This is a genomic window from Streptomyces sp. NPDC012935 (assembly GCF_042900345.1).
Classification (GTDB): domain Bacteria; phylum Actinomycetota; class Actinomycetes; order Streptomycetales; family Streptomycetaceae; genus Streptomyces.
Genome location: NZ_JBIBBC010000013.1, coordinates 119,967 through 133,597, shown reverse-complemented (window position 1 = coordinate 133,597; position 13,631 = coordinate 119,967). Strand labels below are relative to the sequence as shown.

The window sequence follows — 13,631 nt, the reverse complement described above, 5'->3', positions numbered from 1 at the left end:
CCTGCCCCCTGCCCCTACCTTCCGGACGACCCCCCGTTCCTCCCGTTCCCCCGGCCTCCGCCCTGCTCCACCATCAGGCGCGACCCTGCCCGCCGTTCGCCGAAGGCGTCGTTCGGGTTGGAGAGGATGCAGGTGTCCAGGGAGAGGCAGCCGCAGCCGATGCAGTCGGTCAAGTGGTCGCGGAGGCGGTTCAGTTGCTTGATGCGTTCGTCCAGTTCCGAGCGCCAGGCCTCCGACAGGCGTGCCCAGTCCTCGTGGGTGGGGGTGCGTTCCTCGGGGAGTTCGGCGAGGGCGTCGCGGATCGTGGCCAGGGGGATGCCCACGCGTTGGGCGGCGCGGACGAAGGCGACCCGGCGGAGGGTGTCACGGGTGTAGCGGCGCTGGTTGCCGGAGGTGCGGCGGCTGCTGATCAAGCCCTTGGACTCGTAGAAGTGCAGGGCGGAGACGGCGGCGCCGCTACGGGCGGCGAGCTGGCCGACCGTGAGCTCGTGGATCTTCTCGGGGATCTGGGGCACGCCTCAAACCTACCTACCGCGGCACGGCCCCGGTCCGTTGACAGGGGCTTCACGGGCTAGCATGCTAAGCAGTTGCTTAGGCATGGACTTGAGACACGCGACGAGAGGCCGGGACATGGCAGAGCCGAGGATCTTCACGGGCGCCGACGACCTGAAGGCGGCAGTGGGTGAGCAGCTGGGCTACACCGACTGGGCTGAGGTCGACCAGAAGCGGATCGACCTGTTCGCGGAGGCGACCGGCGACCACCAGTGGATCCATGTCGATCCGGAGAAGGCCGCCGCGGGGCCCTTCGGGACCACCATCGCCCACGGGTACCTCACCCTGTCCCTGCTCCCGCTTTTCGGACCTCAGCTCATCGCGGTCGAGGGCGTGAAGATGGGCGTCAACTACGGGACGAACAAGGTCCGCTTCCCCGCCCCGGTGCCGGTCGGCTCCCGGCTGCGCGCCACCGCCACCATCACCGGCGTCGACGACGTCACCGGCGGTGTCCAGGTGACCGTCGCGTTCACCGTGGAGCGCGAGGGCGGGGACAAGCCGGTGTGCGTCGCCGAGTCCGTCTCCCGCTACTACTTCTGAGCCGCGCGCACAGCTGAGCGCGGGCTACTTCGCGCCCACCATCCGCAGCACGAGGTCGGCGTACAGCGCGCCGACCTCGTCGGGCGTCCACGGGCCGTCGACGTTGAACCAGCGGGCCACGTCGATGCACAGCGAGAGGACGGCGAGGGTCGTGCCCTTCACGTCCAGCACGTCGAAGGCACCGGCGGCCACGCCGTCCTCGATGATCCCGCGGACCTCGGCGTCGCACTGCCGGCGCAGCGCGAGGATCTCGTCGCGGGCGTCCGGGCCGAGCGAGTCCAGCTCGTACTGCACGACCCGCGCGGTCGTACGTCCCCCGGCGTGCCAGCGGACGAAGGAGCTGACCGCGTCGGCGAGCCGCTCGTTCGGCGTGCCATCCCGGCGGGCCGCCGTCTGCAGGATCTCCAGCGCCTTCTCGTGGCCGATCCTGCTGATGCGGTGGAGCAGCTCTTCCTTGGTCTTGTAGTGGATGTAGAGCGCGGCCGGGCTCATGCCGGCACGGCTCGCGATGTCACGGGTCGTGGTGGCGTGGTAGCCGCGCTCGGCGAAGGCCTCCACGGCGGCGATCAGCAGCCGCCGGGCCGCGTCGGGCGTGACCTCACCCCACGCCGACGTCTCGCCGTCGGCCGTGTCCTCCGCCGTACTCATCGCTCACTCGCCCCTCTCGCTGACAGAGCCACCACCATACCGCCGATACTGAGCGAGCGCTTAGCGAGTCGGCCGTGAGGGGCCTGAACGAGCCGGACCCGAGCCGCACCGAGCCGGACACCAGCCGGTCCCGCAATCGTGGCTCAGATCTTCTCGAAGGGGTCGTGATCGGCGAGCAGCTTCTCCAGCCGGGCCTGGTCGACCCTGCTGACGATCTGCCCGGCCTCCTGACGGTCCCGGATGACCTTGGCGAGCGTGAACGCCGAGGTCACCAGGTACAGAACCGCGATCGCGAGGAATCCACGCACCCAGGCGTCGGCGCTCAGCTGGTAGATGCCGATGCCGGTGGCGGCCATGGCGACCGCGAAGGACGCGACGGCCTGACCGTAGAAGGCGGCCGTACTCTGCTGCTTGACCGGTGTGTCACTCATGGGCCAAGGGTCGGCGAACGCGCGCCGCGCCACATCCGCTGAACTACTCAGCCGCGTACTCAGAACGCCGAAACCCCGGTCAGCGCCCGCCCGATGACCAGCTTCTGGATCTGACTCGTGCCCTCGTACAGGGTCATCACGCGGGCGTCGCGCAGCAGCTTGCCCGCCGGGTACTCGTCGACGTAGCCGTAGCCGCCGAAGACCTGGAGGGCGTTGTTGGCGGCGCGGACGGCGGCCTCCGACGCGAACAGCTTGGCCTTGGAGGACTCGACGGCGAAGGGCAGCCCGCGGTCGACAAGGTCGGCGACCCGCCAGGTCAGCAGCCGCGCCGCGTCCACGTCGACGGCGATGTCGCTGATCAGCTCCTGGACCAGTTGGTGCTGGGCGATGGACTTGCCGAACTGCTCGCGCTCCCCGGCGTACCGGACCGCCGCGTCCAGGGCGGCCTGGGCTATGCCCACGCACCCCGCCGCGACCGACATCCGCCCCTTGGCCAGCGCCGACATCGCGACCGAGAAGCCCTTGCCCTCCTCCCCCAGCATGGCCGCCGCGGGCACCCGTACGTCCTCGAGGACCAGCTCGGCGGTGGCCTGACCGCGCAGGCCGAGCTTGCCGTGGATGGTGCGGCGGGTCAGGCCGGGCGTGTCGGTGGGGACCAGGAAGGCGGAGACGCCCTTGTGGCCGGGTGCGTCCGTGGAGCGTGCGAAGAGCAGGACGACGTCGGCCCAAGTACCGTTCGTGATGAACATCTTGGTGCCGTTGATGACGTAGTCGTCGCCGTCGCGGACCGCCCGCGTCGCGAGGTTGCCGGCGTCGGAGCCGGTACCCGGCTCGGTGAGACCGAAGCAGCCGACCTGCTCACCGGAGGTGAGCCCGGGCAGCCAGCGGCGCTTGTGCTCCTCGCTCCCCCATGCGGCGATGGTCTTGGCGACCAGGCCGAGGGAGACCGACACGATCCCGCGCACCGAGGAGTCGCCCCGGCCCAGTTCCTCCGTGACCAGGCAGTACGCCAGGTGGTCGCCGCCCGAGCCGCCGTACTCCTCGTCGATCGTCAGGCCCAGGAAGCCGACCTCGCCGAGCTTCTTGACGACTGCGCGGTCCACCTCCTCGGCCCGGTCCCACGCGATGACGTGCGGGGCGATTTCGCGGTCCACGAAGTCGCGGGCGAGTTGCCGGACGGCGGTCTGCTCGTCGCTGAGCTCCAGATTCATGCCGAGTCACCCCACAGAGAACGGACTTCGACGGCCGTACATTGAAAGCCGTACATTTAAATTAGCACTGCTAGTTTCTGTCTGGCAGCCCTACTATGTGCGCCATGGCCCGACCGCGCAAGCCCCTCCTCAGCTACGACCGGATCGTCGCGACGGCTCGCGAACTCGTGGACGCGGAGGGCCTCGCGGCCGTCTCCACGCGTCGGCTCGCGGCCGAGCTGGGCGTCAGCGGGCCGTCGCTCTACAACCACTTCCGTACGAAGGACGAGATCCTCGAGGCGGTCGCCGACTCGGTCAGCGCACTGGTCGATCTGTCGATGTTCGAGGACGGCCGGGACTGGCGCACCGCGCTGCACGACTGGGCCGTCTCCTACCGGGCCGCCCTGCGCGACCACCCGAACATCGTCCCGGTCCTCGCCCGCGGCCCCGGACGCCGCCCGGCCGCGCTGCGGCTCGCCGACGCCGTCTACGGCGCGATGGTCGACGCGGGCTGGCCTCCGGCGCAGGCCACGTCCATCGGTGCGCTGATGCGGTACTTCATCATGGGCTCGGCGCTCGGCTCGTTCGCCGGGGGTTTCGTGGACGACGCGAGCGCCTACGACCCCGCCGACTACCCCCACCTCGGGCAGGCCCATCTCCTCGCCGAGCTGCAGGAGAAGATCGACGAGCGCGCCTTCGACACCGGCCTGACCGCGCTGCTGGACGGCCTCGCGCGGCAGTACGAGCAGGTCGGACGGGCCACATAGGCACCCCTGCTCATACTTCGGTGCCCGCCGAAGTGTCCATGTCGCATGCTGGGACCCATGACCACCAGGGACCCCCAGGCACCGCAGCTGGCCCGCCTCGCCGGACTCATCGCCGACGAGACGCGGGCAGCCTGTCTGCTGGCGCTGCTCGACGGGCGGGCGTGGACCGCCGGTGAGCTGGCCCGGCACGCCGGGGTCGCCGCGTCGACACTGAGCGAGCATCTGGGCAAGCTCGTCGCGGGCGGACTGCTGGCCGAGGAACGGCAGGGGCGGCACCGGTACGTGCGGCTGGCCGACGCGCGGGTCGCCCAGCTGGTGGAGGACCTGGCCGCGCAGGTCGGACCGGGGACGGACCGTCGGCCCCGGAACCTGCGGGAGTCCAGCGCGGGCTCGGCCATGGCCCGCGGCCGCACCTGCTACGACCATCTCGCGGGGCGGCTCGGCATCGCCGTCACCGACGCGCTGACCTCGCGCGGGCTGCTGCGGCAGGACACCGGGTTCGCGCTGACCGACGCCGGCCTCGGCTGGTTCGACTCGGCCGGCATCCGCCTCGAGCGCACCGGCCGCCGCCCGCTGGCCCGCGCCTGCCTCGACTGGACCGAACGCCGCCCTCATCTGGCCGGGGTCGCCGGCGCCGCTCTGTGCCGGCACGCGCTGGAGGTGGGGTGGTGTGTGCGGATCGGGTCGGAGCGGGCCGTGAAGGTGACTCCGTCGGGTGAGCGGGCGTTGGGGGAGCTGCTCGGTGTGGATGCGGGGGCGTTGCGGTGAGGCGGGCGCCGCGGGGTGGTGTGCTGCGTCGTGTGCCGGGTGCGGGCGCGTGGGGGCTGGTCGCGCAGTTCCCCGCGCCCCTTGGTGGGTTGAGCGGACGCCGGATTGCCGGGCGCCGCCCCCACGCCGCCCCCGCCCCCCATCGCCACGTCCGAAATCCGCGAGCCCTCGCCCTCCCTTCCTCCTAGCCTCGGGAGCATGATGAGCACCTCCTCCGCCCGCCCCGTCCGCCGTCCCGAGCTCCTCGCTGCCGGTGCGGCCACCGTGACCGTCGTGCTGTGGGCCTCGGCCTTCGTCTCCATCCGCAGCGCGGGTGAGGAGTACTCGCCGGGCGCGCTGGCGCTGGGGCGGCTGCTCGTCGGTGCCCTGGTGCTCGGGGTCGTCTGTCTCGTCCGGCGCGAGGGGCTGCCCCCTCGGGCGGCCTGGCCCGGGATCGCGATATCGGGGCTGCTCTGGTTCGGCTTCTACAGCGTCGCCCTGAACTGGGGCGAGCAGCAGGTGGACGCCGGTACGGCCGCTCTCGTCGTGAATGTGGGGCCCATCCTGATCGCCCTGCTCGGCGCGCGGCTGCTCGGTGATCCCATGCCGCCGCGGCTGCTGGCCGGGATGGCGGTGTCGTTCGCCGGTGCGGTGACCGTGGGGCTGTCGATGTCGGGCGGAGGCGGTTCCTCGGTGCTCGGCGTGGTGCTGTGCCTGCTCGCCGCGCTCGGGTACGCGGGCGGAGCCGTGGCGCAGAAGCCGGCGCTCGGCCATGCGAGCGCGCTCCAGGTGACGACGTTCGGGTGCCTGGTCGGCGCGGTCCTGTGCCTGCCCTTCAGCGGGCAGCTCGTCGCCGACGCGGCCGATGCCTCCCTGTCGGCGACGCTCAACATGGTGTACCTGGGCGTCTTCTCGCTGGCGCTCGCCTTCACGACATGGGCGTACGCCCTGGCCCGTACGACCGCCAGCCGCATGGGCGCGACCACGTACGCCGTGCCCGCGCTGGTCGTGCTGATGTCCTGGCTGACGCTGGGCGAGGTGCCGGGTCTGCTCACGCTGGCGGGCGGGGTGCTGTGCCTGGCGGGTGTCGCGGTGTCCCGGTCCCGCAAGCGGGCCGCTCGGGTCGTGGCAGCATCGCCGCGACCCGAGCAGACCCGGGAGTCAGCGTGAACGCGCCCTGTCCGCAAGGACCTTGATGGACACCAAAGCGATCACCGAGAGGAAGATGATGTAACCCGAGACCGCCATCGAGGTGCCCGTGGCCTCCAGCAGCAGCACCATGATGAAGGGCGCGAGCCCGCCGCCGAGCACGGCTGCGATCTGGTAGCCGAGGGAGGCGCCCGTGTAGCGCATCTCGGGCGTGAACAGCTCGGCGAACAGGGCCGCCTGGGGGCCGTACATGATGCTGAGGAAACAGCTGGCGACGAACGTGCCGACGGCCAGCCACAGCAGTGAGCCGGTGTCGATCAGCAGGAACAGCGGTATGGCCCACAGCGCGATACCGGCCGCGCCGATCGCGTAGATACGGATGCGGCCGAACTTGTCGGAGAGCGCGGCGGCGGCCGGGATCAGCACCAGCTGGGTGAGGCTGATGCAGAGCGAGACGGTGAGGACGGCGCTCTTCTTCATACCGAGTTCGCGGGTCGTGTAGTCGAGCACGCCGGTGATGATGATGTAGAAGGTCGCCGTGTTCACGGCGAAGGAGCCTCCGGCGAGGAGCACCGTACCGAGGTGGTCGCGCAGGATCGTACGCAACGGAGAGGACTGCTCGCCCTTCTCCTTCTCGGCCAGCTTCTTCTCCGCGTCCCGGAATTCGGGGGTCTCCTCGACGCGCGTGTGGATGTACCAGGCGAGCACGAGGACGAACAGGCCGACGAGGAACGGCACCCGCCAGGCCCAGGCCGCGAACTCCGCGTCGGTGGTGAACGCTCCGGCCAGCAGGAACACCGTGTTGGCGGTCACGACGCCGATGGGGACGCCGAGCTGGACGAAGCTGCCGTAGATGCCGCGCTTGCCCTCGGGGGCGTACTCGGTGGCCATCAGCATCGCGCCGCCCCACTGGGCGCCGACGGCGATGCCCTGCAGCACGCGGAAGAGGACCAGCAGGATCGGGGCGGCGACGCCGATCGTGTCGTAGGTGGGGAGCAGGCCGATGCCGGTGGTGGCGAGGCCCATCAGGGTGAGCGCGAGGACCAGCATCGGCTTGCGGCCGCGCTTGTCGCCCAGCTGGCCCGCGACGATGCCGCCGATGGGCCGGGCCAGGAAGCCGACGGCGAAGGTCGCGAAGGACGCGAGCACTCCGGCGGTGGCGTTGCCGGCCGGGAAGTACAGATCGCCGAGAACGAGAGCGGCGGCGATGCCGAAGACGAAGTAGTCGTACCACTCCACGGCTGACGCGAGAGCGGCAGCGGTGGCGACGCGGCGGCGGTTGCCGACGGCGGGCGCGGTAGGGGTGAGCGGCTGGGCGGAAGGTGCCGTGTCCATGCGTGCACACTCCGATGGGTGCTGGGGACGGAACGGGGGGTGGCTCAGGTTCCGGGGAACGTACTGACCGGACGGTATGTACGTCAACGGTCGTACAGCAGGAGTTTTTACCTGCACATGGCACACAGAGCGGCCTCCGGGCACGCCTGCGGCCCCGGCCTCGCACGAAGACCGGGGCGTGCGGAAAGCAGGGCTAGAACATCACCAGTGCCCTGCCGCCCTTCCCCGCGAGCATGTTCTCGAAGGCCGCCGGGATGCCTTCCAGGCCGATCCGTTCCGTGACGAGCGCGCCCAGGTCCAGGCGGCCCGCGCGCACGTGCTCGGCGAGCACCGGCACGTCCCGCGCCGGGTCGGAGTTGCCGTAGACGCAGCCGGACAGGGTGCGGCCCCAGTGGAAGATCTCCAGGGCGTTGAAGGTGACCTGCTGGTCCTTGCCGCCGATGCCGACGACCGTGGTGCGGCCGCCGCGGCGGGTGGAGTCCCAGGCCGTGCGGATCGTGGCCGCGCGGCCCACGCACTCGACGGCCACGTCCACGCCCTGCTTGTCCGTCAGCCCCCGGATCTCGCGGGCGGTGTTCTCGGAGGCGACCACGTAGTCGGTGGCTCCGGCCGCGCGCGCCAGTTCCTCCTTCGCCGGGGAGACGTCGACCGCGACGATGCGCCCGGCACCCGCGATGCGGGCCGCCTGCAGTGCCGCAAGCCCCACTCCCCCGACTCCGTACACCGCCACCGTCTCGCCGGGCTGGACCCGCGCCGAGTGGTGGACGGCGCCGTAGCCGGTGAGGACCGCGCAGCCGAGGAGGGCGGCGTCGGTGAGGGGGATGCCGGCCGGGAGCGGCAGGACGCAGCCCGCCGAGACGACCGTCTCCTGCGCGAACGCGGCGACGTTCAGACCGGGGTGGAGGTCGGTGCCGTCCGCGGTGCGGGCGTACACGTCGGCGGCGCCGTTGAGGGCGTTGGCGCACAGCCAGACCTCGCCGAGCGAGCAGGCGTGGCAACTGCCGCAGGACGGAGCCCAGTTGAGGACGACCTCGGCGCCGGGCGCGACATGGGTGACGCCCTCGCCGACGGCGACGACCGTGCCGGCGCCCTCGTGGCCGAGGACGGCGGGGACCGGCACCCGCATGGTGCCGTTGGACAGGGAGAGGTCGGAGTGGCACACCCCGGCGGCGGCGAGACGGACGCGGACCTGGCCGGGGCCGGGCTCGGGAAGCTCGATGTCCGTGATCTCGAGCGGGGCGCCCACTTCGGGCAGGACGGCTGCGCGTACCACGTGAACGCTCCTCAGAACTGCAGGGACTTGGTCTGAAGGTACTCGGCGAGGCCGTGCGAGCCGAGCTCGCGGCCGACGCCGGACTGCTTGTAGCCGCCGAAGGGGGCGAGGGGGTTGAAGCGGCCGCCGTTGATGTCGACCTGCCCGGTGTCCATACGGCGGGCGAAGGCGACCGCCTCGGCCTCGTCGCCCGCCCAGACCGCCCCGGCCAGGCCGTAGACCGTGCCGTTGGCGATGCGCAGGGCGTCCTCCTCGTCCTCGTAGCGAAGGACGGACAGGACCGGGCCGAAGATCTCCTCCTGGGCGATCGTCATCTGCGGGGTCACGTCGGCGAAGACGGTCGGGGAGACGAAGTAGCCCTGTTCACGCGGGGATTCGGGGCCTCCGGCAACCAGCCGCGCACCCTCCGCCACACCCTTCTCGATGTAGCCGCGCACCCGCTCCTGCTGCTTGGCGTTCACCACCGGGCCGATCCGCTCGCCGTACTTCGCGGCGGCGGCCGTGGCCAGCTCGACGGCCTCGTCGTACTGGTCCCGGTGCACCAGCATCCGCGTCCAGGCGCTGCACGTCTGCCCGGAGTTGGACATGACGTTGGCGACGCCGACGTTGACCGCCTTGGCCAGGTCGGCGCTCGGCAGGATGACGTTGGCGGACTTGCCGCCGAGCTCCAGGGCGACCTTCTTGATCGCCGCGCCGGCGACCGCGGCGATCTGCCGGCCGACGGCCGTGGAGCCGGTGAAGGAGACCAGGTCGACGCCCGGGTGCTCGGCGAGCGCCTGGCCCGCGACCGGACCGAGGCCGGTGACCAGGTTGAAGACGCCCGCGGGGACGCCGGCCTCGTGCACCGCCTCGGCGAAGAGCTGGGCGACCAGCGGGGTGTCCTCGGCGGGCTTCAGCACGACCGTGCAGCCGGCGGCCAGCGCCGGGGCGACCTTGGCGACGATCTGGTGGAGCGGGTAGTTCCAGGGCGTGATCGCACCGACCACGCCGATGGGCTCGTGGTGGACGGTGGAGTTGCCGACCTTCTCCTCGAAGGCGTACGTCGCCGCGAGCTCGGCGTAGCCGCCCGCGACCGCGATCGGCAGGCCCGCGTGCACTGACTGCGAGAGCTTCAGAGGCGAGCCGAGCTCCGCGGTGACCGTCTCGGCGATCTCGTCCTTGCGGGCCTCCAGGGCGTCCCGGAGAGCGGTCAGCCGGGCGGCCCGTTCCGCGGGCGCAGTGGCGGCCCAGGCCGGGAGGGCGGCACGGGCGGCCCGTACGGCGGTGTCGACGTCGGCGGCCGTTCCGGCTGGCACCCGGCCGATGACCTGCTCGTCGGCCGGGTTCACGACGTCGATGGTGTCCGGGCCCGTGGCAGGGCGCCACTCGCCGTCGATGTACATGCCGTCGTGCGCCTTCATGGTGCGTCCTCCCGGGCTGGGCGTGTCGTCGTGCGACTCATAAACTAGCGGCGATAGTTTATGGGCGCCAGGCATCCCCCGGCTTCAGAAGTCCGCCCTGGCCCTGTCGTCCACCCTAGCCACGGCCTCCTGGCCGAACTGTTTCGCGTAGGCCCGGCGGATCTCCTCGATCTTCCCGTCGTTCACGGTCGCCCGGTCCACCGGATACAGCAGGATCAGTTCGTACGACCGCTCCTTCTCGATCGCGCCGCCCGCGTCCCGCCACTGCCCGTGCCCGCTCTGCACGGTCAGGCCGTCCGGGAAGTCCGGCGTGACCTCCCGGTCGACGAACGCCATGAACTGCCGGTCGGTGACGGCCGGGCCCCCGTCAGGGCGCGCGGTGCCGAAGAAGAGTTGCGTCTCGACATACGGCGCTCCCCGCGACGGCGCCGCGGCGTTTCCGCCGTCGAGGGTGGCGTACGCGGTGGGCGCGCCGACGGCCAGCAGCAGACCGGACACCGCCAAGGCGGTCCTGGTTCGGGTGAATTGCACGTTCATGCACCCATGACTACCTATGCCCGCGGCGTCTCATTCGTCCAAATCCGGCAGTCGCGCCGGGGCCGGGCAGATGCGGTCGCCGTGCTGGTCGAACACGAACAGGTGGGCGATGTCGACGAGGAGCGGGACCTGCATGCCGTGCCGCAGGTCGATGTCGGGCGTGGTGCGCACGATGAGGTCGCCGGGGAGACGGCCCTCGGGCGGCGCCAGGTCGGGGGTGGCGTCGGCCGGATGCTCCAGTGTCACCACCGGCCCGGCACGCAACGCGCCCGCACGGCTGCGGAGCCGCTCCAGCACTGTGCCGGCGTCACGGCGGCGGCGCCGGACCGGCGCGACGGGACGCGGCGCCTCCAGGTCCGGTACGACGGCCGGCTGGGAGCCGGTGTTGAAGTGCACGAGGACCTCATGGCCCTGGAACTCCACGTGCTCGACCAGGCCGGTGATGTGCACCTCGCCGGGGCGGGCGGTGGCGGGCGAGGCGATCCGCACCGCCTCCGAGCGCAGGCCCACGATCACCTCGCGGCCCTGCTGGACACGGAGCAACTGGTGGTCCAGGGAGAGGGGTTCGGGCAGCCGGAGGTACTGCTTGCCGAGGCTGATGGTCATCGCGCCGTCCAGCGGGGCCCGTACGAGGCCGCGCAGCAGGTTGATGCGCGGGGTGCCGATGAAAGCGGCGACGAAGACATTGCGCGGCAGGGCGTACACCGAACGCGGGGTGCCGACCTGCTGCAGGACCCCACCGCGCAGGACGGCCACCCGGTCGCCGAGCGACATCGCCTCCGCCTGGTCGTGGGTGACGTACACCGTGGTGACGCCCAACTTCCGGGTGAGGGCGGAGATTTCGGCGCGCAGGTGATTGCGCAGCTTGGCGTCGAGGTTGGACAGCGGCTCGTCCATCAGAAAGGCGGTGGGGTGGCGGGCGATGGCCCTGCCCATGGCGACGCGCTGGCGTTCGCCGCCGGAGAGCTGGGCGGGGAAGCGCTCGAGGAGGTCCTCGATGCCCAGCATGCGTGCGGTGGCATCGACACGTGCGCGGGGATCCTCGCCGGGCGACTCGATGCGCAGCGGGAATCCGATGTTGTCGCGGCCGGTCATGCTCGGGTAGAGGGCGAAGTTCTGGAAGACCATCGCCATGTGCCGGCCGGCGGGCAGCAGGTCGTTGGACCACTCGCCGTCCAGCAGCAGCTCGCCGTCGTCGATCTCCTCCAGCCCGGCGATCATCCGCAGCACGGTGGACTTGCCGCAGCCGGAGGGCCCGAGGAGGACGAGGAATTCACCGGGCTCGATGTCCAGCGAGAGCCGGTCCACGACCCGGACGCCTCGCGTGTACGACTTGCTCACGTGGTGCAGGGATATGGCGCGTGTCATGACGGCTGCCCCCGGGGGCTCATTTGCTCCGCGGTCGAACGCCTCGTGCGGGTCGTACGGGGCGTATGAGTCACGGAAGTTAACGGAATGTGTGCGGCTGGGGGAAGGGACTGGGCGGAATCGGGCGTCGCGGTCCGGCAAATGAGAAAGCGGACGCCCAGATTCAGCGCTTGTCGGCCACCGCCCGCGGCTCACGGGTCGCGGCGAGATGGGCGAAGACCACTACGTTGCCCGAATAGCCGGTCCGGCGGTCGTAATTGCCGCCGCAGGTGATCAGCCGCAGCTCCGGGCGGCTCCGGACGCCGTACACCTCCCGGTTGGGGAACTTGTCCTTCTCGTACGACTTGATGGCGTCCACCTTGTAGACGGCGGTCCGCCCGTCGGCTCGCCGGACCTCGACGCGTTTGCCGCGCTTCAGCTCGCCGAGTCCGCCGAAGACGGCGGGGCCGGTGTTGGTGTCGAGATGGCCGACGGCAATGGCGGTGCCCTGCTCGCCGGGTGACGGCCCGTCGGCGTACCAGCCGGCCACCTCGGGCTCGTCCTCGGGAGGTGCGGGCAGTCGCCGCTCGCTGTCGAGACGCAGGTCGATGAGGGTGGCGTCGACGCCGATGTAGGGGATGACGAGGCGGGTCGCACGGGAGCGGGGCAGGGGGCGGGGCGCGGCCGGGCGCTTGGCCGCCTTCTCCTTGTCGGCGGGGCTCGGGGGTGGCGGGGAGGGACTGCCGGCCGCGCTTTCGGTCGGGGCCTCAGTTCCGGAGGGAGTGGGCTGCCGGGGCGACGCCTCGCGCGCGGCGGCGCCCGGGTCGGTGGGGCCGGGGCGGGAGTCGGCGCCCGCCCCGCCGGCACCTGATCCGGTGCCGGCGGACTGGACCTCGGAGGCCTCGGGGGAGCCCGGAGCGGCCGTATCCACTCCGGGCCGCTCGTGGTCGCACCGGACGCCGACCACCACCAGCGCGGCGGCCAGTACGGCCGTCCTCGTCAGACGGTAGGCGCGCCGCCGGTACCAGGGCCTGCGTCGCCTCCTACGCGCCATGCGTACGACGACGGAGCCGGAACCACATCACCCCGCCCACCGCGGCCAGGCCGACGACGCCGGCGCCGGCGACCGTGGTGAACGCTTCGTCGCGAGCGATGCCGCCACCCCCGGCGGGCGGACCGCCCTGCGGGCCGGGCGAGGGCGTCGACATCGAGGACCGGCAGTCGACAGTGAAGCTCTTCTCCCGCTCGGGGGCCGTGGCTCCCGGGTACGTCCAGTAGAGCCGGTACTGCCCGTCGGGCAGCGTCAGGTCCGCGGAGTGGCCGGCGCCGTTCGCGAGGTTGATGGTCCCGGTGAGCCCGGCAGCTCCGCCGGCCGGGGGTTCGGCAGCGATGCGGTAGGTGGCGGTCGTCACCTCTTCGAAGTTGACGGCGTCGAGGTAGAACCGGCAGACCCGCGGCTCGTCGATCGCGTCTCCGTACGGCGTGCGCGCGACCCCGTCCCACGGCGCCGTGTGGATCTTGATGGTGGCATTCTCCTGTGCGCCCGCCGTCGGCACCCCGGAGAGCGGTGTGAGCGCGGCAGTGAGCGCCGTGACGGCGGCGATACGCAGTCCGGCGCGGCGTGGAAGAGACGTGGTGGGCATGCGAGTCCTCCGAGTCAGACGATTGTCGTACAAATCGCGCTTTGCCTGACTCTCTTTCACATGCGCGCGACG

At 71.6% G+C, this 13,631-nt stretch carries 15 protein-coding genes; 4 read left to right on the top strand and 11 right to left on the bottom strand.

What is annotated here, in order from left to right; genetic code table 11:
• Window positions 1-14 precede the first annotated feature (14 nt).
• Window positions 15-515, bottom strand: a complete 501-nt coding sequence (gene soxR, locus ACFY5C_RS28215) for a redox-sensitive transcriptional activator SoxR (RefSeq protein ID WP_389448926.1) — start codon at window positions 513-515, stop codon at window positions 15-17.
• A 115-nt stretch (window positions 516-630) separates the two neighbouring features.
• On the opposite strand from soxR, the gene ACFY5C_RS28210 reads away from it, so the two are divergent.
• Window positions 631-1,092, top strand: coding sequence for a MaoC family dehydratase (locus ACFY5C_RS28210; protein WP_389448924.1), 462 nt, complete (start codon window positions 631-633; stop codon window positions 1,090-1,092).
• Between the two features lie 24 nt (window positions 1,093-1,116).
• On the opposite strand, the gene ACFY5C_RS28205 is transcribed toward ACFY5C_RS28210, so the two are convergent.
• The 3 genes from ACFY5C_RS28205 to ACFY5C_RS28195 all read right to left on the bottom strand — a co-directional run bounded on the left by ACFY5C_RS28205 (window position 1,117) and on the right by ACFY5C_RS28195 (window position 3,382).
• Window positions 1,117-1,740 (bottom strand): TetR/AcrR family transcriptional regulator, encoded by a 624-nt coding sequence (locus ACFY5C_RS28205; RefSeq protein ID WP_389448922.1) that lies wholly within the window; start codon window positions 1,738-1,740, stop codon window positions 1,117-1,119.
• Between the two features lie 143 nt (window positions 1,741-1,883).
• On the bottom strand, window positions 1,884-2,171 hold the full coding sequence (locus ACFY5C_RS28200; RefSeq protein WP_389448919.1) for a YiaA/YiaB family inner membrane protein: 288 nt from the start codon (window positions 2,169-2,171) through the stop codon (window positions 1,884-1,886).
• A 59-nt stretch (window positions 2,172-2,230) separates the two neighbouring features.
• Window positions 2,231-3,382, bottom strand: a complete 1,152-nt coding sequence (locus ACFY5C_RS28195) for an acyl-CoA dehydrogenase family protein (protein WP_389448916.1) — start codon at window positions 3,380-3,382, stop codon at window positions 2,231-2,233.
• A gap of 104 nt (window positions 3,383-3,486) precedes the next feature.
• Between ACFY5C_RS28195 and ACFY5C_RS28190 the strand changes: the two genes are divergently transcribed.
• From ACFY5C_RS28190 to ACFY5C_RS28180, 3 genes are all read left to right on the top strand, one after another.
• Window positions 3,487-4,128, top strand: a complete 642-nt coding sequence (locus ACFY5C_RS28190) for a TetR/AcrR family transcriptional regulator (RefSeq protein WP_389448913.1) — start codon at window positions 3,487-3,489, stop codon at window positions 4,126-4,128.
• A gap of 57 nt (window positions 4,129-4,185) precedes the next feature.
• Window positions 4,186-4,896 (top strand): ArsR/SmtB family transcription factor, encoded by a 711-nt coding sequence (locus ACFY5C_RS28185; protein ID WP_389448910.1) that lies wholly within the window; start codon window positions 4,186-4,188, stop codon window positions 4,894-4,896.
• A 198-nt stretch (window positions 4,897-5,094) separates the two neighbouring features.
• Window positions 5,095-6,045 carry a DMT family transporter gene (locus ACFY5C_RS28180; RefSeq protein ID WP_389448907.1) on the top strand — a complete coding sequence of 317 codons (951 nt, stop codon included), beginning with the start codon at window positions 5,095-5,097 and terminating at the stop codon, window positions 6,043-6,045.
• Here the strand turns inward: ACFY5C_RS28180 and ACFY5C_RS28175 are convergent.
• The 7 genes from ACFY5C_RS28175 to ACFY5C_RS28145 form a co-directional block, all read right to left on the bottom strand.
• Window positions 6,037-7,359 (bottom strand): MFS transporter, encoded by a 1,323-nt coding sequence (locus tag ACFY5C_RS28175; RefSeq protein WP_389448904.1) that lies wholly within the window; start codon window positions 7,357-7,359, stop codon window positions 6,037-6,039. The two genes, ACFY5C_RS28180 and ACFY5C_RS28175, sit on opposite strands and share 9 nt — an antisense overlap.
• Before the next feature lie 193 nt (window positions 7,360-7,552).
• Complete coding sequence (locus ACFY5C_RS28170; RefSeq protein WP_389448901.1) at window positions 7,553-8,632, bottom strand: Zn-dependent alcohol dehydrogenase; 1,080 nt, start codon at window positions 8,630-8,632, stop codon at window positions 7,553-7,555.
• An 11-nt stretch (window positions 8,633-8,643) separates the two neighbouring features.
• Window positions 8,644-10,032 carry an aldehyde dehydrogenase family protein gene (locus ACFY5C_RS28165; protein ID WP_389448899.1) on the bottom strand — a complete coding sequence of 463 codons (1,389 nt, stop codon included), beginning with the start codon at window positions 10,030-10,032 and terminating at the stop codon, window positions 8,644-8,646.
• Window positions 10,033-10,116: 84 nt separating this feature from the next.
• Window positions 10,117-10,569 (bottom strand): DUF3574 domain-containing protein, encoded by a 453-nt coding sequence (locus ACFY5C_RS28160; protein ID WP_389448896.1) that lies wholly within the window; start codon window positions 10,567-10,569, stop codon window positions 10,117-10,119.
• Between the two features lie 30 nt (window positions 10,570-10,599).
• The gene (locus ACFY5C_RS28155) at window positions 10,600-11,937 is read right to left on the bottom strand and encodes an ABC transporter ATP-binding protein (protein ID WP_389448893.1); all 1,338 of its coding nucleotides are present in this window, start codon (window positions 11,935-11,937) and stop codon (window positions 10,600-10,602) included.
• A gap of 163 nt (window positions 11,938-12,100) precedes the next feature.
• On the bottom strand, window positions 12,101-12,970 hold the full coding sequence (locus ACFY5C_RS28150) for a class F sortase (protein ID WP_389448890.1): 870 nt from the start codon (window positions 12,968-12,970) through the stop codon (window positions 12,101-12,103).
• Window positions 12,960-13,559: a hypothetical protein gene (locus ACFY5C_RS28145; protein ID WP_389448888.1), complete on the bottom strand. Its 600-nt coding sequence runs from the start codon at window positions 13,557-13,559 to the stop codon at window positions 12,960-12,962. Before ACFY5C_RS28145 ends, ACFY5C_RS28150 begins: the two co-directional genes overlap by 11 nt.
• Window positions 13,560-13,631 lie beyond the last annotated feature (72 nt).